The sequence below is a fragment of the Pyruvatibacter mobilis genome, from assembly GCF_012848855.1.
GTDB lineage: Bacteria > Pseudomonadota > Alphaproteobacteria > CGMCC-115125 > CGMCC-115125 > Pyruvatibacter > Pyruvatibacter mobilis.
In genome coordinates, this window is the sequence record NZ_CP051630.1 from 2,669,482 (window position 1) to 2,689,192 (window position 19,711).

Here is a 19,711-nt window from a genome sequence, read left to right on the forward strand (position 1 = left end):
CGCGACTCTGCCCTCAACTTGATTTTGAGTCTTAGTATCATTTTGGGGGACCAATCTCGATGTCGATCGTCCATTGCCGTCCGGCCGCAAGGCACCTGGCCGGCGCGCTCCTTCTCAGCGTGGCGCCAGCCGCCCTGATGCCTGCCCTGGCGCAGGAAACCGCGCCTCAGAACCCACCGGAGACCGCGCAGGAGGCCGCACCCGCTGCTTCGCCGGACGCTGTCCGCGAACTTGCGCCAATCACCGTTGAAGCTACCGGCGAATCCGCCGACGGCCCCGTTGAGGGCGTGTTCGCAACCCGCAGCGCCACGGCCACCAAGACTGACGCCCCGATCGCGGAAACCCCGCAGTCGATCACCGTCGTGCCGGCAGCCGCCATCGAGGCGCGCAATGCCAACTCCGTGGCGGAGGCCCTGCGCTATGCCACCGGCGTCACCACCGAAAACCGCGGCGGGTCCGTCTCCCGCTACGACATGTTCACGGTGCGCGGCTTCCAGGTGAACCGCGAATATCTCGACGGCCTGCAGCTCCAGTACAATGGCTGGTACGCGATCCCGCAGATCGACACCTCGATGATCGAGCGCGTGGAAGTGCTCAAGGGCCCGGCCTCGGTGCTGTTCGGCAACTCGCCCCCCGGCGGCCTCGTCAACCTCGTATCAAAGCGCCCGCAGGACACGGCCTCTGGCAAGGTTTCGGTCGGTATCGGCACCAACAAACTGCGCGAGGCAACTGTAGATACGACCGGTCCGCTGGATGATGAGGGCGAGTTCTCCTACCGTCTGATTGCCAAGGCCCACAGCAAGGACGGCCAGGCCAAGACGACGGAAGCCGAGCGCGTGCTGGTGGCCCCGTCCCTCACATGGAAGCCCAGCGACCGGACCTCGCTGACAGTGCTTACCCATTATCAGCGCGATCCGAAGTCCGGCTCCTACGGCGCTGTTCCCTCCCTCGGGTCCGCCTTCGACAATCCGCTCGGCCAGCTCGACCCGGACTTCTATGACGGTGACGTCAACTGGGAAGAATTCGACCGGACGCAGATCGCCGCCGGCTATGAGTTCGAGCACAGCTTCGACGACACCTGGACCGTTCGGCAGAATTTCCGCTACCTCGAAACCGATATCGATTACCGCAGCGTCTATCCGACAGCCCTGGCGGGCGACAACCGGACCCTGGGCCGCGCGTCGATCTATTCGGACGAGCGCACCAAGAGCTTCGCCGTTGACAACCAGATCCAGGCGAAGTTCACCACGGGTCCCATTGAGCACACGCTGCTTGCGGGCCTGGACTACTGGAAGCTCAATTCGGACGCCGAGATCGGCTATGGGGCCGCGCCCACGCTTGATCTTTTCGCCCCGAACAACAACCAGCCGATCGCCTCGATCGCGCCGTCGCGGCGGTGGGATTTCGATCACCACCAGACGGGCATCTATGTCCAGGAGCAGCTCAAATGGGGCGGCCTGACCGTCCTCGCCGGCGGCCGGAAGGACTGGTATGAGCGCGACGACACGGAGCTTCTGTCAGGCACGCCTGCGGACCTTGAGCAGGACAATTTCTCAGGCCGTGTGGGGGCTCTCTACCGCTTTGAAAACGGCATCGCGCCCTATGTCAGCTACGCGGAATCTTTCGAGCCGCAGAGCGGCACGGATTTCGCCGGCACGCCTTTCAAGCCCACCACCGGCCAGCAGACCGAAGTGGGCGTGAAGTATCTGTCGCTTGATGAAAGCGTCATGGTCACGGTCGCAGCGTTTGACCTCTACAAGCAGAATGTCACCACCCGCGACCCGGCCAATCCGGCCTTCAACATTCAGACCGGTGAAATCCGCTCCCGCGGTGTCGAAGTCGAGGGCCATCTCGATCTCACGAACGGGCTTGGCCTTTCCGCCTTCTATACGTTCCTTGATACGGAATACACGAAGGACAATACCGGCCTTGTCGGCAAGACGCCCGTCTGGGTTGCCAAGCATAACGCGTCCCTCTGGGCGGATTACACGTTCGACCAGGACACGATCCCCGGGCTCAAGGTCGGTGCTGGTGCGCGGTACACGGACGGTTCCTGGGTGGATGCCGCCAATTCGCGGCAGCTTGATCCGTTCACCCTGTTCGATGCTTCCATCGAATACGACCTGGGCGCGATCACCGCTGACCTTGAAGGCACATCCGTGCGTCTCAATGGCAGCAACATCACAGACAAGCGGCATGTGGCCGGCTGTTTCTCCTCCGGCTGGTGCTGGTTCGGCGAGGAACGGGCGGTGACGCTGACTGTTGCCCATGAGTGGTAGGTGACACCATGAAACCCCGCATGATCGCCGTTCTGGCGCATCGCTATGTGGGTCTGGCGACGGCGATCTTTCTCGCCGTCGCCGGTCTCACCGGCTCCATTATCGCGTTCAATCATGAGCTTGACGAACTGCTGAACCCCTCCCTGCTGGAGCGCCGCGGCGACGCGCCGGTGCTGCCGGCACTTGATATCGTCGAACGGGTAGAGGCAGCGTACCCGGAGCTATACGTGTCGTTTGTCGACCTCGAAATCGACCCGGCGCACAATCTCGTGGCCAGCGTGTCCGAACGCCGCATTCCCGGTGAAGGCGAACCGGCGGAGCTGCCCTTCAACCAGGTGTTCATCGACCCGGCGACGGGCGAGGTGCTGGGCACGCGCGAATGGGGCGCCTTCCGGCTCGATGCGCCGCATCTCATCCCCTTCATCTACAAGCTGCACTACAGCCTGCATCTCCCCGGCGTGATCGGGCTTCTGCTGATGGGCATCGTCGCAATCCTGTGGACCATCGACTGCATGGTGGGCTTCTACCTCACCCTGCCGCGCGGGGCGCCGTTCTGGAAGAAATGGGGGCCTGCCTGGCGCATCAAGAAGGGCGCGACGGGCCACCGCTTCAACATCGATTTTCACCGGGCAGCGGGGCTGTGGCTGTGGCCGCTTCTGTTCATGCTGGCGATGAGCGGCGTGGCCCTCAATCTGCCGGATCAGGTCTTCCGGCCGATCGTGTCGCTGGTGGCGGATCTGTCCCCCTCCATCAACGATCTTGCTGCGGAGCGCCAGGGCATGGGGGCAGAGGGTGAGCCAAAGCTCGGTTTCTCCGATGCCCTCGCCCTGGCTGAGCAGCAAGCGCCTGAGCACGGCATCACCCAGCAGCCGGGCATGGTCTGGCATCCGCGCACTTATGCCGCCATCGGCGTTGCCTATGGCGAGCATCACGGCACGGGGCTGGGCAATTCATGGATGTTCTTCGATGACCGAACCGGCGACCTCCTGCATGTGGAGATTCCCGGTGCCGGCACAGGCGGCGATACATTCGTGCAGCTTCAGTTCCCGCTGCATTCAGGCCAGATCATCGGCCTGCCGGGCCGGATCATCATCTCCGTCACGGGACTCATCACAGCCGCCTTGTCGATCACCGGCATCCTGATCTGGTGGCGCAAACGCAAGCCCGCCCGGGCCCGTGCGCGGGCCGCAAGGCCGGCTGCGGCCTGAGAGGTCCAGCGCCGATGACAAAGAAGGCCGGCAGTCGCAGGACTGCCGGCCTTCTTGCTTTTCCGGAACCCGCATGGGGGGCCATCTGTTTACACGGCAAGAGCAGATGAAAGGACGACACCATGACCGACCTTATGAAGACGCTTGCCATTGTTGGCCTGATGGCCGTTCCCGCCGGCGGTTGCGCGCTGGGTGTTGCGGCCGGCGCCGGCTACACCGTGGCCGACGAAGTGGATGAAGGCGACGGCGAATTCGACGTGCTGGAAGATGCACGCGGTGAAGGCAACGGCGCCAACTAAGTCCCGGCCACACGGCCATTTCCATCAGAGACCTGCCAGGCCGGGTAACCGGTCCGGCAGTGAGCAAGGTCCGGATGCTGCGCCCCTGTGGCAGCCGGGCCTTGCGACCTCTTGCGCGGTCGTCTGGTGGCACAGGCCCTCGTCAGACCTTGAGGCGGTCGGCGAAGAAATCGAGGATTTCGTCGCGCGCCCGGCGCGTCGGCTCACCCTCTTCATCAACCAGATGCACCGTCACGACGCTGTGGGGCGTGGTGACGAATTTCTGGTGGAAGGGGCTCAGATCCCTGGTATTCGCCGCTTCGTCCGGAAGCACCCGGCCATCGAAGCGATCTCCAAGCGCTTCCGCATAGCGCGCGAAGCGTTCCGCCTGACAGAAATTGTCGCCCTCAAAGCGGTAGGCCAGCACCGTCAGGTCATCTTTCTCAAGCCGCTCGCGCACCGCTGCCAGTTCCTCCGGCGGGCTTTCCACCTGGCCCGGCTCATCCAGCGGCAGGGAGGGCTGCGACAGGACCGGGGCCAGCACCGATTCCTCAAGCGTCATCGACAGGGCGAAATTGCCGGTGAAGCACATGCCGATGGCACCGACACCCGGCCCACCGCATTCCTCATGGGCGAAGCGCGCCAGCGCCCTCAGCCACTGGGTCACCGGGCTCGCCTTGCCGTCCGGGTTGCCCTTGGCAAAGGCGCGGAACTCAGCGCTGACGCAGGCGTGCTGGAACACTTCCGCGCTGCGCGCCTCATCCGGCACCGCGCCGTCATCACCGAACAGCGACGGCATATAGACCGTGAATCCTGCGTCCCGCACCCAGCGGGCAAACCGCGCCACGTGGGGGCTGATGCCGGGCATTTCCGCCATCACGATCACAGCCGGGCCGCTGCCGGTTACATGGACGGTCTTGCTGACCCCGGGCGTCGCACCGTCGAGGGTGATGGTGCGCCGGGTGAAATCTTCCAGCGCATCCGGCTGGTTCAGATCGCGTGATGATGTGGACATGGTGCCCTCCCCTGTTTCGACCGTATCGGCAATAAGCCCGCCACATGGGCGACAAAGCCGCAGGAGGGAAGACCAAGCGCCATCACATTTGCGCTCCCGCCAATGCCAGCCATGCCTGCCGCGACCCGCCACAAAAGCGTCATCACATCTTCACGAAATGCACCCGGGCGGCAGAAGAACGAATTCTTCCACTATTTCAACTGGTTATGAGATTCACGCACCTGGTGCGTTGAAGTGGGTCAATGAGGGGAACCCCGGGCGCAGCGGAGACTTGTTTCCGCAAGAGCGGCCATCACAAACCGCTTACCGTGCGTCAACAGGGACAGAAAATGGCCATCGGACAGAAATCCGACCGCAGTGCCGCCTATCAGAACGCCCATACTCGCCGTTCAGGCCGCCGCTTCCACAAACACGGCACCACCGGCGGCTGGAAAGGCCGCAAGACCCAGCTGCGCCCCTGCGGCGCCCCCGGCGACGAAACATGGGATCCGCAAGTGGCCGGTGAGTAGCGTGCTTCGCCTCATGACCGGCCGGGAAAACCAGCCGGACCAACGGCTTATCCTGTAATTTGCCCCGCAGGGCCCTTGCATCGCGCAGGCGCCCCCTCTATAACCCCGCGTCTTGAGTGCCGCCTGGCCTGAAAGGGCATGCCATGGCGGTGTGGTTGCTGACTTCGGCGCCGGACTCATCGGTCCGGCGCTCTTACGTTCAAGGAAAGACGCGAAATGCCCAAGATGAAGACCAAGAGCGGCGCCAAAAAGCGTTTCCGCCTCACGGCTAAAGGCAAGGTGCGGTCCGGCCAGACCGGCAAGCGCCACGGCATGATCAAGCGGTCCAACCGTCAGCTGCGCAACCAGCGCGGCACGACGATCCTGTCCGATCAGGATGCCCGCATCGTCAAGAAGTACATGCCCTACGGCTAGGGCCTGCCCCTACCCGACAACGCTTGAGGAGAAACTCATATGGCACGTGTCAAACGGGGCGTTACCACTCACGCCCGTCACCGCAAAGTTATCAAGAAGGCCAAGGGCTATTACGGCGCCCGGAAGAACACCTTCCGCACCGCCACCCAGGCCGTGGACAAGGCTGGTCAGTACCAGTACCGCGACCGCAAGGCCCGCAAGCGGACCTTCCGCAGCCTTTGGATCCAGCGCATCAACGCCGCCGTGCGCGAGCACGGCCTGACCTATGGCCGATTTATCAACGGTCTCAGTGTCGCCGGCGTTGAGGTGGACCGCAAAGTCCTGTCCGACCTCGCGATCCGCGAACCTGAGGCCTTCAAGGCTCTGGTCGATCAGGCGGCCGCCGCGCTGAAGCAAGCCTCTTAACGGCTTTCCCGTCCTTCCGGACGGGGCACATGAAGAACAATCGCTGTTTGCCCGCGCGGGCGTCTGCCGGTTCAGCCAGAACCGGGCCTGACGCCCGCACGTGCACCAGCGATTTTTTTATGCGAAAAGGCGCCTCACCTCCTGCGCCGGAACGAGACCTCTTACATGTCTGACCTGAAGAGCGAAGCTGCTGCCCTCGAAGAGCAGTTCACCCAAGCCATCACCGATGCCGAGAGCCTCGACGCCCTCGAACAGGTGCGCGTGGCAGCCCTCGGCAAGAAGGGGCGGGTGTCCGAACTGATGAAGGGCCTGGGCAAGATGAGCCCGGATGAGCGCAAGGAAGCAGGACCGCTGCTGAACGGCCTCAAGGCGCGCATCACAGAAGCCATCACCACCCGTCAGGACGTGCTGCATGACGCCGCCCTGACGGTGAAGCTCGAGCAGGAGCGCGTCGACGTGACCCTGCCGGTGGCGACCCCGGATGCCGAACAGGGCCGCATTCACCCCAACAGCCAGGTCATCGACGAGATCGTCGCGATCTTCGCCGACATGGGGTTCGACGTGAAGGAAGGTCCGGACATTGAGACGGACGAATACAACTTCAACGCCCTCAACATCCCGCCGGAGCACCCTGCCCGGCAGATGCACGACACGTTTTACTTCCACGAACAGGAAGACGGCTCACGCCTGCTCTTGCGCACGCATACAAGCCCCGTGCAGGTGCGGACCATGCGCTCCGAGGAGCCGCCGCTGCGCTTCATCGCGCCGGGCCGCACCTTCCGCTGCGACAGCGACCAGACGCACACGCCCATGTTCCACCAGGTCGAAGGCATGGTGATCGACAAGGAGACCCATATGGGTCACCTGCGCTGGACGCTTGAGGAATTCTGCAAGGCGTTCTTCGAGGTCGACAGCGTCGAAATGCGCTTCCGGCCCAGCTACTTCCCCTTCACTGAACCGTCCATGGAAGTGGATGTGCGGTGCGATCGGTCCGGCAAGGATATCAAGATCGGCCAGGGGGATGACTGGATGGAGATCCTGGGCTGCGGGATGGTCAATCCCAATGTGCTCAAGGCGTCCAATCTCGACCCCGAAATCTATCAGGGCTTTGCCTTCGGCATCGGGATCGACCGTCTCGCCATGCTGAAATATGGCGCACCGGACCTGCGGGCCTTCTTCGATGGCGATGCGCGCTGGATCAAGCATTACGGGTTCTCGCCCTTGGATGTGCCCTCTTTGTACGGAGGGCTGAGCCGATGAAGTTTTCCCTTTCCTGGCTCAAGGACCACCTTGAGACTACAGCCTCCCTCGACGAGATCTCCGACGCCCTCACCATGCTGGGCCTTGAGGTTGAAGAGATTCACGATCCCGCCAAGGCGCTGGCGGCATTCTCGGTCGCCAGGATCGTGGCCGCCGAGCAGCATCCGAATGCGAACAAGTTGAAGCTCTGCAAGGTCGCGACCGCCTCAGGCGAGATGCAGGTGGTGTGCGGGGCGCCGAATGCGCGCGAGGGGCTCGTGGGCATTTTCGCGCCTGAGGGCGCCTATGTGCCGGGCATCGACATGACGCTGAAGCCGACGGAGATCCGCGGCGTGCAGTCCAACGGCATGATGTGTTCCGAGCGCGAGCTTGAGCTGTCCGACGAACACAACGGCATCATCGACCTTGAGGGCGACTTCGAGGTGGGTACGCCTGCCGCTGACGCGCTGGGCGTCAACGACCCGGTGATCGAGATTGCCATCACCCCCAACCGTCCAGATTGCACCGGCGTGCGCGGCATCGCCCGTGACCTGGCCGCCATGGGCATCGGCACGCTCAAGCCCGAGACCATCGCGCCTGTTGCCGGGACGTTCGACAGCCCCATCGGCGTTGACCTCAAATTCGACGGCGCGCCCGCGTGCCAGCTGTTCCTGGGGCGGATGATTAAGGGTGTGAAAAACGGCCCGTCGCCGGACTGGCTGCAGAAGAAGCTGCGCGCCATCGGCCTGCGGCCGATCAATGCGCTGGTGGACATCACCAATTACATGTCCTTCGACCGGGCCCGGCCGCTGCACGTGTTTGACGCGGACAAGCTTACCGGCACCGTGCACGCCCGCATGGGCAAGCCGGGCGAGAAATTCCTCGCGCTTGACGGCAAGGAGTATGAAGCCGACGACAGCATGTGTGTGATTGCTGACGACAGCGGCATGCTGGGCCTTGGCGGCGTCATGGGTGGGGAGGCGACCGGCTGCACCGAAGAGACGACCAATGTGTTCGTCGAGTGCGCGCTGTTCGACCCCATCACCATTGCCACCGCCGGCCGCAAGACGGGCATCACTTCGGACGCGCGCTTCCGCTTCGAGCGCGGCGTGGACCCGGAATTCGCCCATGACGGCATGGAGATGGCAACGCGTCTGATCCTCGATATGTGCGGCGGTGAGCCAAGCAACGTGGGCAGTGCCGGTGACGTGCCTGACTGGAAGCGCGAGATCGCCTTCGACACCGCCCGCGTGCGCAAGCTGACGGGCCTTGAGCTTGAGGATGACCGCATCTTCGCGATCCTTGACGCGCTGGGTTTCGACAGCGACCGCGCCACGTCACCGGCGACGGTGACGCCGCCGAGCTGGCGGCCGGACGTGCATGGCTCTGCCGACCTCGTGGAAGAAGCCGTGCGCGTGCACGGCATCAACGAGGTGGCGCCGACACCGCTGCCGCGCCTCAATGCGGTGGCGCAGCCGATCCTGACGCCGATGCAGGGCCGCGTGCGCCAGGCGCGCAGGGCACTGGCTTCGCGTGGGCTCCTGGAAGCCGTCACCTGGGCGTTCTGTTCCAAGCAGCAGGCGGAACTGTTCGGCGGCGGTGCCAAGGCACTTGAGCTTGCCAATCCCATCTCGTCGGAACTCTCCGACATGCGACCCAGCATCCTGGCGACGCTGGCGGCTGCGGCGCAACGCAATATCGACCGCGGCCAGCGCGACGTGGCGCTGTTCGAAGTGGGCGCTCAGTATGCGAATGAAACGCCCGAAGGTCAGGCCACATGCGCATCAGGCCTCAGGGCCGGCGCCGTCAGCCGTCACTGGCAGGGCGCGGGCCAGCCGGATGTGTTCACCGCCAAGGCCGATGCGCTGGCCGCGCTTGCGGCTGCGGGCGCTGCTGCGGATAACGCGCAGGTGCAGGCTGGTGCTGCCAACTGGTATCATCCGGGCCGTTCGGGCCTGCTGACGCTGGGGCCGAAGGTCATCCTCGCCCAGTTCGGCGAATTGCATCCGCGCGTCGTCGAGGCAATGGGCCTGTCCGGCCGGGTTGCTGCCTTCGAAGTCTATCTCGACGCCATTCCCGCCCCGCGCAAGAAGGCCACCCGTTCCAAGCCGCCGCTGGACGCGATCGACCTGATGCCGGTGCGCCGTGACTTCGCCTTTGTCGTCACCTCCGGCATCGCCGCTGACAAGCTGCTGCGCGCGGCCCGGAGCGCCGACAAGAAGCTCATTACCGACGCGCGGGTGTTTGATATCTATGAGGGCACCGGCATTGAGCCGGGCAGCAAGTCTGTCGGCATCGAGGTGACGCTGCAGCCGCGCAGCCAGACGCTGACCGACAAGGAGATCGATGCGGTCTCCGAGAAGGTCGTGGCGGCCGTCGTGAAGGCGACAGGCGGCGAATTGCGCGGCTGACGCACACAGCGCCTGCCCCGCCCGGTTACCTGACTGACCGCCTGCATGCCGCATCAGGGAGGGGAGCCCATGCGCGCCTGGATGGACCGCCAGCTCTTGCTGGATTCATGGGACCGGCACGGATTGTCGCCGGTTAACTGGGTGATCCTCACGCTCATCCTTCTGAGCGTCGTGCTGTTCACCATCGAGACCATGCCGGGGCTCTCGCCGGGTACGGCCCGTGCGCTTGATCTTGCCAATGACGCGGTCCTGTTCATCTTCGCGATCGAGTTTGCGCTGCGCCTGTGGTGCGCCGGAGAGACGCGGGGCATCTCCGGCCTGCGCAACCGCGCGCGTTATGCCGGCCCTTTCTGGCTGTTTATTGATGTGCTGGCCTTCGGGCCGGAGCTGATCGTGCTCTTGTTCCTCGGTATGACGGGGGCTGACCTTGCCTGGCTGCGCGCCTTCCGCCTCGCCCGCCTGTTCAAGCTCGCCAAATATTTCGAGCCCGCCCGCGTCGTCATCCGGGTCCTGCGCTCGGTCTGGCGGCAGCTCGTGGTGGCGGCGGTCATCGCGCTGCTGGTGATCTATGGCGCTGCGGTCATCATGTATCTATTTGAGCGAGAAACCACGCCGGAAGCCTTCGGGTCCATCCCGTCGGCCATGTGGTGGAGCGTGGTGACACTCTCCACCGTCGGCTATGGCGACGTGGTGCCCGCCACCATCGGCGGGCGGGTGGCCGCCGGTTTCCTGATCCTCGGGGCCATCGGCCTGGTCAGCCTGCCGTCAGGCATCATTGCCGGCGCCTTCCAGGATGAGCTGCGTCAGCGTCGGGAACAGGAGCGCGCTGAACAGGAGGCCCACCATGTGCGCCATTCCGGACCACGCCCGGGGCTCTAGGTCTTTGGTCCACCTGCAAAAAATGCGGGTCTGACCGCTCGCAAATCCCCTAGGCGGGGCGGTGGGCCAGTGCTATATGCCGCGTCAAATGACAGAGCTTTCCAAAATCCGCAACTTCTCCATCGTTGCCCATATCGACCACGGTAAATCCACTCTCGCCGACCGCCTGATCCAGAAGACGGGCGGCCTCAGCGAGCGTGAGATGAAGGAGCAGGTGCTCGACTCGATGGATATCGAGCGCGAGCGCGGCATTACCGTCAAGGCACAGACCGTGCGGCTGGATTACACGGCGCAGGACGGCGAGACCTATGTGCTGAACCTGATCGACACGCCGGGCCATGTGGACTTCGCCTATGAGGTCAACCGCTCACTGGCCGCCTGCGAAGGCTCGCTGCTGGTGGTGGATGCCAGCCAGGGCGTGGAAGCGCAGACGCTCGCCAATGTCTACCAGGCCATCGAAGTCGACCACGAGATTGTGCCGGTCCTCAACAAGATTGACCTGCCCGCCGCCGAGCCCGAGCGCGTGAAGCAGCAGATCGAGGACGTGATCGGGCTTGATGCGTCGGATGCCATCGAGATTTCTGCCAAGACCGGCCTTGGGATTGAGGACGTGCTGGAAGGCATCGTCACCCGTCTGCCCGCGCCGGAAGGGGATCGCGCCGCGCCGCTCAAGGCTATGCTGGTGGACAGCTGGTACGACGCCTATCTCGGCGTGATCGTTCTGGTGCGGATCATCGACGGCGAACTCAAGAAGGGCCAGCGCATCCGCATGATGGCCTCCAAGGCCGTCTACGGCGTGGACGAGGTCGGCGTCTTCCGCCCGAAGAAGGAAAAGGTCGAGAGCCTCGGCCCTGGCGAGATCGGTTATCTCACCGCCTCCATCAAGCAGGTGGCGGACACAGCGGTCGGTGACACCATCACCGAGGAACGGCGCCCTGCGGAAAAACCCCTGCCGGGCTTCAAGCCGGCACAGCCTGTAGTGTTCTGCGGCCTGTTCCCGGTCGATGCCGCGCAGTTCGAGGATCTGCGCGAGGCGCTCGGCAAGCTTCGCCTCAATGATGCGAGCTTCGAGTATGAGATGGAAACATCAGCGGCGCTGGGCTTCGGCTTCCGCTGCGGCTTCCTCGGCTTGCTGCATCTGGAGATCATCCGCGAGCGGCTGGAGCGTGAGTTCAACATCGATCTCATCACCACCGCGCCAAGCGTGATCTATCACATGTACATGACCGACGGCACGATGGTGGAGCTGCACAATCCCGCCGACATGCCGGACCCGGTGAAGATCGACTACATCGAAGAGCCGTGGATCAAGGCCACCATCCTGGTCCCCGATGAGTATCTCGGCGCTGTCCTGAAGCTGTGTGAAGACCGCCGCGGCATCCAGCAGGACCTGACCTATGTGGGCGGCCGCGCCATGGCGGTCTATCGCCTGCCGCTCAACGAAGTGGTGTTTGATTTCTATGACCGGCTGAAGTCGGTCACCAAGGGATATGCCAGCTTCGATTACAATATCGAGGACTATCAGCAGGGCGACCTTGTGAAGATGTCGATCCTGGTCAATGCGGAGCCCGTGGATGCGCTGGCAATCATCGTCCACAAGGGCCGGGCAGAAGCGCGCGGCCGTGGCATGTGCGAGAAGCTCAAGGACCTGATCCCGCGGCATCTGTTCAAGATCCCGGTGCAGGCGGCCATTGGCGGCCGCGTGATCGCCCGCGAAACCATCGCCGCCATGCGCAAGGACGTGACCGCCAAATGTTACGGTGGCGATGCGACCCGCAAGCGCAAGCTGCTCGACAAGCAGAAAGAGGGCAAGAAGCGGATGCGCCAGTTCGGCAAGGTGGACATCCCGCAGGAAGCCTTCATTTCCGCGCTGAAGATGGACGACAACTAGTCGTTTTTCGCTCCCTCAGAGCGCTCCGCCGGTCCGCTTGTTATTTTTGTTTTACGCGCCTTAGATGTGCTGACGTGTATAGTTCACCCTCTAACCATGAGGGAGGGACTTACCATGGCAAGGAATACACCTCAGCTCCGGTGGAAAATTGCCCAGGCCATCATCATGTCGGGCGCAGGCGCGCTTGATCCGTTGCCGGTCGAGGAAGTGATCCAGGCGTCGCTTATCGCCTCGATTGCCGCTGAAACGGCGTGTGATCCGATCCAGTGCCAGATCGATCTGGAATTCGGTCAGCTTTACGAACCTTACCTGCCTGCCTGCATTGGCGGTATTACCGCCGAAGGCTGCGCCCATCTCATTGAGGGCACGCCGGACGACGCGGTGCTGGCAGCCCTGCGCACGGCCATCAATGCCCAATGGATGGTTGCGATGACCGAACTGGCTATCCTGAAGACCGTCCATCGCCGCCACACGGCGCATGAGTTCGGCGATGAGGAAACGTTCAGGCACCAGGATGCCCACCGGGAAGCGTTGATCGCGCGCGTCAAGGAGGCTCAACGGGATGCAATTGCTGCCTGGGACGGGCTGCTCGCCGCCTTCGAAGCCTGCAGCAGCTGCAAGCCCGGCGTGATCTCCGCAGACCGGCAGCAGGCCTATCTGAAGGGGTTGGATGAGCGGGGCTTCGGGCCGCTTGAGAAGAAGCTCTTGCGGGCTGCCGGCGTGCACCCCATTGACATTCACTGGTCTGCGCGGGCCCTGATGCTCGCCGATGTGGAGGTCAAGGATGTTCCGTTTACGGATCTCATCGACGGTATATCGCGGACGAATACCTTCGAGGACATCTACAAATGCAGCTGTGAAGAGGCGGTCGCAGCCTAGCGGCGGCGGGTAAAGGCCCAGGCCGCAAGGAAGAACACCAGCGCGATCAGGCCGAAGACAACAGTGGCCGGCTGGCCCAGCAGCCAGATGATGCCAGGGTCCCACAGCTCGGGCGAGACGTAGCGCTGGATTACCGCCTGGCTGAGGTTCAGCGTTTCCGGCGATAGGGAAAACCACAGCTGGCCAAGTGACGCCATGCCCCCTTGCGAGAGCACGTCATTGGCAGCAGCCGCAATGGTGGCGGCAAGAAAAAGAACCGTCAGAACACGCAGGATCATGGTTCTGACGGTCCCTCTTGTGCGGTTAATAAAGAGTTAGCGGCTCAGCCGTTGCGCGGGCGGAAAATCAGCGCGACGACGATGCCGATTACGCCCAGCACGGCCCAGGCCGGATAGCTGAGGACAGACACAACGCCCGGGTCCCATGCGGCAGCCGGAAGCGTGCTTTCGGCCCAGGCCTTGAAGCCCTCAAGCGAGGTGGTACCCAGGCGCTGGTCGAGCAGCGCCCAGACCTGTGCAAAGGAATTGATGCCCACTTCGCCGGATTCCAGCGACCGCAGCACATCGGCGCCGAACACCATCAGTGCGCCGGCGATGAACACCAAACCGATAAGACGGAAAACGATCATTTTTCTCAGGCCCCCCATGGCCCCAACGCAAGTAAACAGCCGCTTGTTCTTGGCCGGACAGGGGATCCCCGAACCCGGTACCGGCCAGCGGCTGCGCGGCCCACACCGCGACTTTATGTCTGCGCCAAGTCAAACCGCAGTCGCGCTGCTGACGCAAGTGTAAATAGCTGACCGCGTTTTGGCGCATTTCCCCGAAAATCGAGGTTGATGCACGGTGTGCGATACGCTATCTCCGCCCCTCCCGGTGTCTTCTTGAAACGCCGGACCTCGCGGAGAGGTGGCCGAGTGGTCGAAGGCGCACGCCTGGAACGCGTGTAGGCGGGCAACCGTCTCCAGGGTTCGAATCCCTGTCTCTCCGCCATTTTCCCTGGTTAACCGATCTGTCTCGCACCGGCACCGAGCACGCCCGGCCGAGTGCCCCATGGCCGCAGGAAACATGTCAGCTTCCTGCCGCTGCCCGGTGCGCCATTGCCCGGTTTCAGGCCTTCTTGAGCCTCCACTGACCGCATCAAACGGGTGCGGCAGGGATGCGACACATCAGTGACAAAGATGGTTAACGGTGCCGGGCGACAGGGCGAGGAACAAGGGCGGGAAGGACAGCCTCATCACGTGACGGCGGCGCGCCTGCTCTGGCAAGCCTCCATACTCTGGGCGGGCGGCTTGGTCTAACGCGTGCGCCCGACCACGAGGGTGCGGCGGGGGCGCGCGTAGAACTTGTCCTCCATCGCGATGTCGCCATAGGCGTAGTAGGTGAACGCTGACTGGTAGGTGTAGCGCACCTCGGCGATGATCACGCTGCCATTAGTGAAAACGATATCGGGCGGCACGTTGACGGACTGGCCGCGCGAATAGGGGGCCATATTGTAGCCGTCGCTCCAGTCCACACGCACATTGCCGCCGCCATTGTCGGAGGCACTGGTGAGGCGGATCTGGATGTTGTTTGACCCATGCGGCTCCATGATCGCCCGCGCGGCACCAAAGATATCGGTCACATTTGTATCGCTGAGGGTGATTGCCTGCGCCGCTAGGTCGGCCACGGTGCTGGCCACTGCCGTCGTCTTGCGGTTGGCGGTGAGCGCGGTTGCCGTTTCCACAACGCCGATGAAGAAGATCAGCATCAGCGGCAGGATGATGGCGAACTCCACCGCGGCCACACCCTTGTGGTCGCGCCTGAAAGCCAGCATCGCGTCATGAAGCCGTATCAGCATCAGCCGCCCCCGCCCTGCTGTGCCGCCGGATTGTTGTAGGGCTCATTGCGGAACGCGACGCTTGCCACCACCAGATGCTTGTCGCCTGACATATTGGACAGGGCAGCGCCAATGAGCGGTGTGGAAATGTCCCAGGCATAGAAGAGCCGCACCAGCACGATGTCGCCGGGATTACCGGGCTGGAAAAGCAGATCCGTGCGCAGGTCACCATCGCCGTTGAGCGGATTGTTGAAGCTTACATTCTGGAAGTTGTTGAACTGCCGCACGTCGATCTGCAGCCGGTCATCGCACCCCATGAAGATGATGCCGCAGACGCGGTTGCGGATCTGCTCGCGCGTCAGGCCTTGCGTCTGCGCCTGGCCGGTGCGTACCAACCGCCCGACATCCGCCGCTGCTGTCTCGAGGCTGACGGAGGCATAGAAAACGGCAAGTGTCTCGATGGTGGCGAACAGAATCGAGAAGAAAGGCAATGCCAGCATGGCGAACTCGATCGCGGTCACGCCGCGCGCGTCGCGGCGGAAGCGGCGCAGCAGTAACCCTACCGGCGATGTGACATGGTCGGCTCTCTTCATGGCGCATCTTGTAGGCCCATTGCGGTTACCAGCCCCGCAAGGCGTTGACCGGGGTTTTAGCCATCACCGCAACTTCCCGCTAACCACCTTTCTTAGGACCTCGTTCACCGCGCGCTTTTACATTTCGGCATGCCGCCGCACTCCATGTCGAGGCGGTGTCAGACGGCGACCGGTCCTGCCGGGCGCTGCATCCGAACGAGCCGCACATGCACAAGTTCCACGCCTTCAGTTCCCGATTGGCAGATGCCTCCCGCAGCTTCGGTGCACGGGCCGGCTCTTTGATGCGCGCGCTCGGCCGAGATGACCGCGGCAATTTCGCAATCATCCTGGCAATCTCGATCCTGCCCATCGCCGCAGCGGTGGGCGGCGCGGTTGATCTCAACCGCGCCTTCATCGTGCAGCAGCGGCTTGAGCGGGCACTCGACGCTGCCGGGCTTGCGGTTGGCGCCTCCCCCGGCGGCACCACCGCCGAGATGACGGCGATGGCGCAGAGCTTCTTTGACGCCAATTACGACGCCAACGAGCTTGGCGTCCCGGGCTCAGTGTCCGTGGTGCCCGGCGATGGCAGCTTCGTGCTGACAGCCAATGCCGAGCTGCCGACAACCATCCTCAAGGTGATCGGCCTCGACACACTGTCGGTTGGCAGCGAAATCGAAGTGGTGCGCGAATCCAAGGCACTGGAAGTTGCCATGGTGCTCGACAATACGGGCTCGATGGCATGGAACGGCAAGATCGGGGCCCTGCGCACGGCCGCGGAAGATCTCGTCAGTATCCTGTTCGGCGATCAGGATCGCCCGTCCTTGCTACGAATGTCGCTCGTGCCGTTCGTCACCGCTGTCAACATCAAGGCCGATGGCTTTGACATGCAGTGGATGGATGTGAATGGACAATCCCGGTACCACGGGGAGAATTTTGATTCACGCCGCGGGCCCACCAACCACTTCACCCTGTTCGACAATATCCGTAATGCGGAGTGGAAGGGCTGCGTGGAAATGCGGCCTGCACCGCATGACACGCTTGATACGGCGCCGACGCCGGGCAATGCGGACACGTTGTTCGTGCCGTACTTCTGGCCGGATGAATCCGACCGGGAGCGTGACTCGAGCAATGATTATCTGGACGATGACATCGGCGGCAATGACCGCAAGCGTCAGGAGAACAGCGGCAAATACGACAACGCGCGTATCCACAATGATGAAACACCGTCCACGACCTATGGCCCTAACAAGTCGTGCCCGCGCCCGCTGGTGCCGCTGACAAATTCGCGCACCCTGCTGGTGAACGAGGTCCGCGCCATGGAGCCCTGGTACAATTCAGGCACCAACATCGCCGAGGGTCTGGCGTGGGGCTGGCGCGTCCTGTCGCCGGCCGCCCCGTTCACGGAGGGGGCAAGTTACACGGACCCCGACGTGCAGAAGGCATTGATCCTTCTTACAGACGGTAACAACGAGATCGTCAGTCAGCGGAGCTTCAACGGCTCGGATTACACGAGCTTCGGCTATATCGACAACGAACGTCTGGGTACGGACAGCATTGGCGGCGCGCGGAACATCATCGACGACAAAGTTGGGGAGATGTGCGAGCGGGTGAAGGCGGAAGGCGTGCGCGTCTATACCATCACCTTCCAGCTCAACTCGCCGAGCCTTCAGGAAGTGTTCCGTGACTGCGCCACGTCGCCCGAGCTTTATTTCGATTCGCCGTCGAACTCGAAGCTGCGGGAAGTGTTCCAGTCCATCGCCTACGACCTTAGCAATCTACGGCTGGCGCGCTGACGGCCTTCGCCGTTCGAGAAATCCATTAAGAGAACCCCGGAGCATTGCTGCTCCGGGGTTTCTTGAATCATCAGTCCGGTTGAAGCTCAGGCCGTTGCCTCTTCGCTTGCGCCCTACTCACCGGCGCCCTGGCCGCTGCCTTCAGCACTACCGGTGGCAATTCCCTGCTTGGCGATAGTCTGTTCGGAGATTTCCTTGGCGTGGGCGTGTTCGTCACCGATGCGCAGCACGGGGCGGCATTCAGGTGCGCAGTTATAGCTCCGCTGTGTGGCGCCGCGATTGACCGTCACCATGCGGGGCGACTTGTCCACCACGTTGACCAGGAGCGAGGCGAGCTGTGAGCCGTCCGCATCGAAGACGAGAACATTGGTGGCACCGTAGCTGCGGCCCACCAGCAGGATCATGTCGCCGTCCTGGATAATAGCATCAGCGATGGATGGGTTACCGACAGCGACAAGGCTTGCTGCGCCCTCGATGCGCAGCACTTGCGCCTGATCGATCCCCACCGTGTAGTCGCTGGAATGGATCTCGTACATGCCGCCGGCTTCTGCCACGTCGGGCGCTGCGGCCAGACCGATCGCCGCACCGGCGGCAAGGGCGCCAAGCATGGCGAAGGCAAGCGGGCGGGCGGGGCTTTTCTGGGTCGGCATCATGCGGTCCTGTCTGCTCCGGAGGGCCCGGCGGGATGCCCATGTGAGGCTGTCACCCACAGGCCGGGACTGGCTCTCAGCCTCGCTTGAATTGGTGAATTTTTTGCCAAGACGTGTCCCGGCGTTTGCCTAAGGCTTTCAGCGGCACCTTAAAGCGGCCTACAGGCTTTGCCGCCACCATTGCACGCCTTCGCACCCGCCACCCCAAGCCACGGTGTCCTGCGCCTCATGCCGGTCCAGCCCTCCCTAAATGCACCAACGCCGCTTCATGCTCTGCCGCAGGCAGTATCTGGCGCTGCTCCCCATCCGCTGGCGGCGATCCCCTGCCTGGGGAGCCGCGATGCTGCCTGGCTCGACGCTCTGGCGGCACAGGGTCGGTTTGCGCGCTATGGCGCGGGCGACATTGCACGCGGGCCGGGTGCAGGCGAAACGGCGGTCGGCTTCGTGCTGGCGGGCGTCATGCGCATCTCCCTGCCGGCTGACCGGCATGGGGATGTGACCTTCTTCGACACTGCCGCAGGCGGTTTATTTGGTCATCTGGATGCACTGGCGGGGCTTGCGCCCACCTTGTCGGCCGTCGCGCAAACAGGCACGGACGTCTTCATCCTGCCGGCGGACCGTTTCACCGCTCTCCTGCAGTCAGAGCCGGCGATTGCACTCGCCCTGCTTCAGGATCTCGCGACAGATCTCGTGACCCGCACGCCAAGACCATTGGCTGCGGACACGGGCCAGGCCGGTACGGCACTTTATGCCGATCTACTGCGCATGGCGGAGCCGGACACTGCAAGTGAGGGCGGGCTCATTATTTCCCGCCTGCCGCGGCATCGGGAACTCGCCGCCATGTGCGGGCTCGATGAGCAGACCGTGGCCGCGGGGCTGGCTGCGCTTGTGAAATCGGGCTGTGCTGAACGGCAATATCCCGGCCTGCGCATCCTTGATCCCGCCTACCTGCGGGCCCTGGCCAGTGGCACACCCGCCACAGACTAGCTCAGGGTCAGCACAGGTCTTACCTTCAATAACTGATTAACCACGCTGGACACAGCGCGCCAGCAAGCATGCCCGTGCCGACACCTTTATTATTTGACTCTCTTTTTTCTTACTTCCTTTTTACTTCACTGTTTTTCTTTTCTTCCGGTCTTCGCCAATTTTAACTGGCCCATTAAGCGGTACGTAAGGGTCTGGACTTAACGTTGCGCGCAGGTGAACTGGTGGCCTGTCCCGACTGCCAGCGCCCAGGGGAACGGCCACACCGGGGTTCCCTCTGTTGGATTGATCCAGAGGAGGCTTACATGAGCCATTTTTTCAAGCGTTTCGCCGATTGTGAATCCGGCGCCACTGCCATTGAGTATGGTCTGATTGCTGCCGGCATCGCTGCCGTGATCATCACTGCCGTCAACACGCTCGGCGGTACCGTGACCGGCGCGTTCGAGAATGTGAACGACCGCATGGGCGGCGGCCAGTAAGGTCAGTTGAC

The 19,711-nt window shown here is 63.2% G+C and carries 20 protein-coding genes and 1 tRNA gene; 15 read left to right on the forward strand and 6 right to left on the reverse strand.

Translation table 11 applies throughout. The features are described from left to right. Positions 1 to 59: 59 nt before the first annotated feature. The 3 genes from HG718_RS12345 to HG718_RS12355 all read left to right on the forward strand — a co-directional run bounded on the left by HG718_RS12345 (position 60) and on the right by HG718_RS12355 (position 3,786). Positions 60 to 2,279: a TonB-dependent siderophore receptor gene (locus HG718_RS12345; protein WP_160586968.1), complete on the forward strand. Its 2,220-nt coding sequence runs from the start codon at positions 60 to 62 to the stop codon at positions 2,277 to 2,279. 8 nt (positions 2,280 to 2,287) lie between these two features. Continuing rightward, complete coding sequence (locus tag HG718_RS12350; RefSeq protein ID WP_160586969.1) at positions 2,288 to 3,487, forward strand: PepSY-associated TM helix domain-containing protein; 1,200 nt, start codon at positions 2,288 to 2,290, stop codon at positions 3,485 to 3,487. Between the two features lie 122 nt (positions 3,488 to 3,609). Next, on the forward strand, positions 3,610 to 3,786 hold the full coding sequence (locus HG718_RS12355; protein ID WP_160586970.1) for a hypothetical protein: 177 nt from the start codon (positions 3,610 to 3,612) through the stop codon (positions 3,784 to 3,786). 142 nt (positions 3,787 to 3,928) lie between these two features. Here the strand turns inward: HG718_RS12355 and HG718_RS12360 are convergent, their stop codons facing one another. Further along, positions 3,929 to 4,780, reverse strand: coding sequence for a dienelactone hydrolase family protein (locus HG718_RS12360; protein WP_027838419.1), 852 nt, complete (start codon positions 4,778 to 4,780; stop codon positions 3,929 to 3,931). 329 nt (positions 4,781 to 5,109) lie between these two features. Here HG718_RS12360 and HG718_RS12365 point away from each other — a divergent pair, with 329 nt between their 5' ends. From HG718_RS12365 to HG718_RS12400, 8 genes are all read left to right on the forward strand, one after another. Beyond that, entirely contained in the window at positions 5,110 to 5,289 is a 180-nt protein-coding gene (locus HG718_RS12365; RefSeq protein WP_036261822.1) for a hypothetical protein, read from the forward strand. A gap of 216 nt (positions 5,290 to 5,505) precedes the next feature. Beyond that, positions 5,506 to 5,703, forward strand: coding sequence for a 50S ribosomal protein L35 (gene rpmI / locus HG718_RS12370; RefSeq protein WP_027838417.1), 198 nt, complete (start codon positions 5,506 to 5,508; stop codon positions 5,701 to 5,703). Between the two features lie 39 nt (positions 5,704 to 5,742). Continuing rightward, on the forward strand, positions 5,743 to 6,108 hold the full coding sequence (rplT, locus tag HG718_RS12375) for a 50S ribosomal protein L20 (RefSeq protein WP_027838416.1): 366 nt from the start codon (positions 5,743 to 5,745) through the stop codon (positions 6,106 to 6,108). 165 nt (positions 6,109 to 6,273) lie between these two features. Then, positions 6,274 to 7,368, forward strand: coding sequence for a phenylalanine--tRNA ligase subunit alpha (pheS, locus tag HG718_RS12380; RefSeq protein WP_160586971.1), 1,095 nt, complete (start codon positions 6,274 to 6,276; stop codon positions 7,366 to 7,368). Then, positions 7,365 to 9,758: a phenylalanine--tRNA ligase subunit beta gene (gene pheT / locus HG718_RS12385; protein ID WP_160586972.1), complete on the forward strand. Its 2,394-nt coding sequence runs from the start codon at positions 7,365 to 7,367 to the stop codon at positions 9,756 to 9,758. Before pheS ends, pheT begins: the two co-directional genes overlap by 4 nt. 69 nt (positions 9,759 to 9,827) lie before the next feature. After that, positions 9,828 to 10,637 (forward strand): ion transporter, encoded by an 810-nt coding sequence (locus HG718_RS12390; RefSeq protein WP_160586973.1) that lies wholly within the window; start codon positions 9,828 to 9,830, stop codon positions 10,635 to 10,637. Between the two features lie 88 nt (positions 10,638 to 10,725). Further along, entirely contained in the window at positions 10,726 to 12,528 is a 1,803-nt protein-coding gene (gene lepA / locus HG718_RS12395; RefSeq protein ID WP_160586974.1) for a translation elongation factor 4, read from the forward strand. Between the two features lie 114 nt (positions 12,529 to 12,642). Continuing rightward, positions 12,643 to 13,407 carry a hypothetical protein gene (locus HG718_RS12400; protein WP_160586975.1) on the forward strand — a complete coding sequence of 255 codons (765 nt, stop codon included), beginning with the start codon at positions 12,643 to 12,645 and terminating at the stop codon, positions 13,405 to 13,407. Here the strand turns inward: HG718_RS12400 and HG718_RS12405 are convergent. Beyond that, a complete protein-coding gene (locus tag HG718_RS12405) occupies positions 13,404 to 13,685 on the reverse strand; it encodes a hypothetical protein (RefSeq protein WP_160586976.1) in 282 nt (93 codons plus the stop codon). The two genes, HG718_RS12400 and HG718_RS12405, sit on opposite strands and share 4 nt — an antisense overlap. Positions 13,686 to 13,729: 44 nt before the next feature. Further along, entirely contained in the window at positions 13,730 to 14,035 is a 306-nt protein-coding gene (locus HG718_RS12410) for a hypothetical protein (protein WP_160586977.1), read from the reverse strand. A 271-nt stretch (positions 14,036 to 14,306) separates the two neighbouring features. On the opposite strand from HG718_RS12410, the gene HG718_RS12415 reads away from it, so the two are divergent. Further along, positions 14,307 to 14,396, forward strand: a tRNA-Ser gene (locus tag HG718_RS12415). A gap of 304 nt (positions 14,397 to 14,700) precedes the next feature. Here HG718_RS12415 and HG718_RS12420 read toward each other — a convergent pair. Both HG718_RS12420 and HG718_RS12425 read right to left on the reverse strand, forming a co-directional pair. Beyond that, complete coding sequence (locus HG718_RS12420) at positions 14,701 to 15,243, reverse strand: TadE/TadG family type IV pilus assembly protein (RefSeq protein WP_160586978.1); 543 nt, start codon at positions 15,241 to 15,243, stop codon at positions 14,701 to 14,703. Continuing rightward, positions 15,243 to 15,815 carry a TadE/TadG family type IV pilus assembly protein gene (locus HG718_RS12425; protein WP_027838409.1) on the reverse strand — a complete coding sequence of 191 codons (573 nt, stop codon included), beginning with the start codon at positions 15,813 to 15,815 and terminating at the stop codon, positions 15,243 to 15,245. The genes HG718_RS12420 and HG718_RS12425 overlap by 1 nt, the downstream gene beginning before the upstream one ends. A gap of 206 nt (positions 15,816 to 16,021) precedes the next feature. Between HG718_RS12425 and HG718_RS12430 the strand changes: the two genes are divergently transcribed. Continuing rightward, positions 16,022 to 17,587 carry a TadE/TadG family type IV pilus assembly protein gene (locus HG718_RS12430; protein ID WP_160586979.1) on the forward strand — a complete coding sequence of 522 codons (1,566 nt, stop codon included), beginning with the start codon at positions 16,022 to 16,024 and terminating at the stop codon, positions 17,585 to 17,587. Positions 17,588 to 17,700: 113 nt separating this feature from the next. Here the strand turns inward: HG718_RS12430 and HG718_RS12435 are convergent, their stop codons facing one another. Then, complete coding sequence (locus tag HG718_RS12435; protein ID WP_160586980.1) at positions 17,701 to 18,237, reverse strand: pilus assembly protein N-terminal domain-containing protein; 537 nt, start codon at positions 18,235 to 18,237, stop codon at positions 17,701 to 17,703. Positions 18,238 to 18,465: 228 nt separating this feature from the next. Here HG718_RS12435 and HG718_RS12440 point away from each other — a divergent pair, with 228 nt between their 5' ends. Together HG718_RS12440 and HG718_RS12445 are read left to right on the forward strand one after the other, a co-directional pair. Then, entirely contained in the window at positions 18,466 to 19,224 is a 759-nt protein-coding gene (locus tag HG718_RS12440) for a Crp/Fnr family transcriptional regulator (RefSeq protein WP_160586981.1), read from the forward strand. Positions 19,225 to 19,526: 302 nt separating this feature from the next. Continuing rightward, positions 19,527 to 19,700: a Flp family type IVb pilin gene (locus HG718_RS12445; protein WP_160586982.1), complete on the forward strand. Its 174-nt coding sequence runs from the start codon at positions 19,527 to 19,529 to the stop codon at positions 19,698 to 19,700. Positions 19,701 to 19,711 lie beyond the last annotated feature (11 nt).

Excerpts from the sequence above, each read along its gene's own strand:
- HG718_RS12345 (WP_160586968.1), top strand. The coding sequence starts at position 60 with ATGTCGATCGTCCATTGCCGTCCGGCCGCAAGGCACCTGGCCGGCGCG.
- HG718_RS12350 (WP_160586969.1), top strand. The coding sequence starts at position 2,288 with ATGAAACCCCGCATGATCGCCGTTCTGGCGCATCGCTATGTGGGTCTG.
- HG718_RS12355 (WP_160586970.1), top strand. The coding sequence starts at position 3,610 with ATGACCGACCTTATGAAGACGCTTGCCATTGTTGGCCTGATGGCCGTT.
- HG718_RS12360 (WP_027838419.1), bottom strand. The coding sequence starts at position 4,780 with ATGTCCACATCATCACGCGATCTGAACCAGCCGGATGCGCTGGAAGAT.
- HG718_RS12365 (WP_036261822.1), top strand. The coding sequence starts at position 5,110 with ATGGCCATCGGACAGAAATCCGACCGCAGTGCCGCCTATCAGAACGCC.
- rpmI (WP_027838417.1), top strand. The coding sequence starts at position 5,506 with ATGCCCAAGATGAAGACCAAGAGCGGCGCCAAAAAGCGTTTCCGCCTC.
- rplT (WP_027838416.1), top strand. The coding sequence starts at position 5,743 with ATGGCACGTGTCAAACGGGGCGTTACCACTCACGCCCGTCACCGCAAA.
- pheS (WP_160586971.1), top strand. The coding sequence starts at position 6,274 with ATGTCTGACCTGAAGAGCGAAGCTGCTGCCCTCGAAGAGCAGTTCACC.
- pheT (WP_160586972.1), top strand. The coding sequence starts at position 7,365 with ATGAAGTTTTCCCTTTCCTGGCTCAAGGACCACCTTGAGACTACAGCC.
- HG718_RS12390 (WP_160586973.1), top strand. The coding sequence starts at position 9,828 with ATGCGCGCCTGGATGGACCGCCAGCTCTTGCTGGATTCATGGGACCGG.
- lepA (WP_160586974.1), top strand. The coding sequence starts at position 10,726 with ATGACAGAGCTTTCCAAAATCCGCAACTTCTCCATCGTTGCCCATATC.
- HG718_RS12400 (WP_160586975.1), top strand. The coding sequence starts at position 12,643 with ATGGCAAGGAATACACCTCAGCTCCGGTGGAAAATTGCCCAGGCCATC.
- HG718_RS12405 (WP_160586976.1), bottom strand. The coding sequence starts at position 13,685 with ATGATCCTGCGTGTTCTGACGGTTCTTTTTCTTGCCGCCACCATTGCG.
- HG718_RS12410 (WP_160586977.1), bottom strand. The coding sequence starts at position 14,035 with ATGATCGTTTTCCGTCTTATCGGTTTGGTGTTCATCGCCGGCGCACTG.
- HG718_RS12420 (WP_160586978.1), bottom strand. The coding sequence starts at position 15,243 with ATGCTGATACGGCTTCATGACGCGATGCTGGCTTTCAGGCGCGACCAC.
- HG718_RS12425 (WP_027838409.1), bottom strand. The coding sequence starts at position 15,815 with ATGAAGAGAGCCGACCATGTCACATCGCCGGTAGGGTTACTGCTGCGC.
- HG718_RS12430 (WP_160586979.1), top strand. The coding sequence starts at position 16,022 with ATGCACAAGTTCCACGCCTTCAGTTCCCGATTGGCAGATGCCTCCCGC.
- HG718_RS12435 (WP_160586980.1), bottom strand. The coding sequence starts at position 18,237 with ATGCCGACCCAGAAAAGCCCCGCCCGCCCGCTTGCCTTCGCCATGCTT.
- HG718_RS12440 (WP_160586981.1), top strand. The coding sequence starts at position 18,466 with ATGCCGGTCCAGCCCTCCCTAAATGCACCAACGCCGCTTCATGCTCTG.
- HG718_RS12445 (WP_160586982.1), top strand. The coding sequence starts at position 19,527 with ATGAGCCATTTTTTCAAGCGTTTCGCCGATTGTGAATCCGGCGCCACT.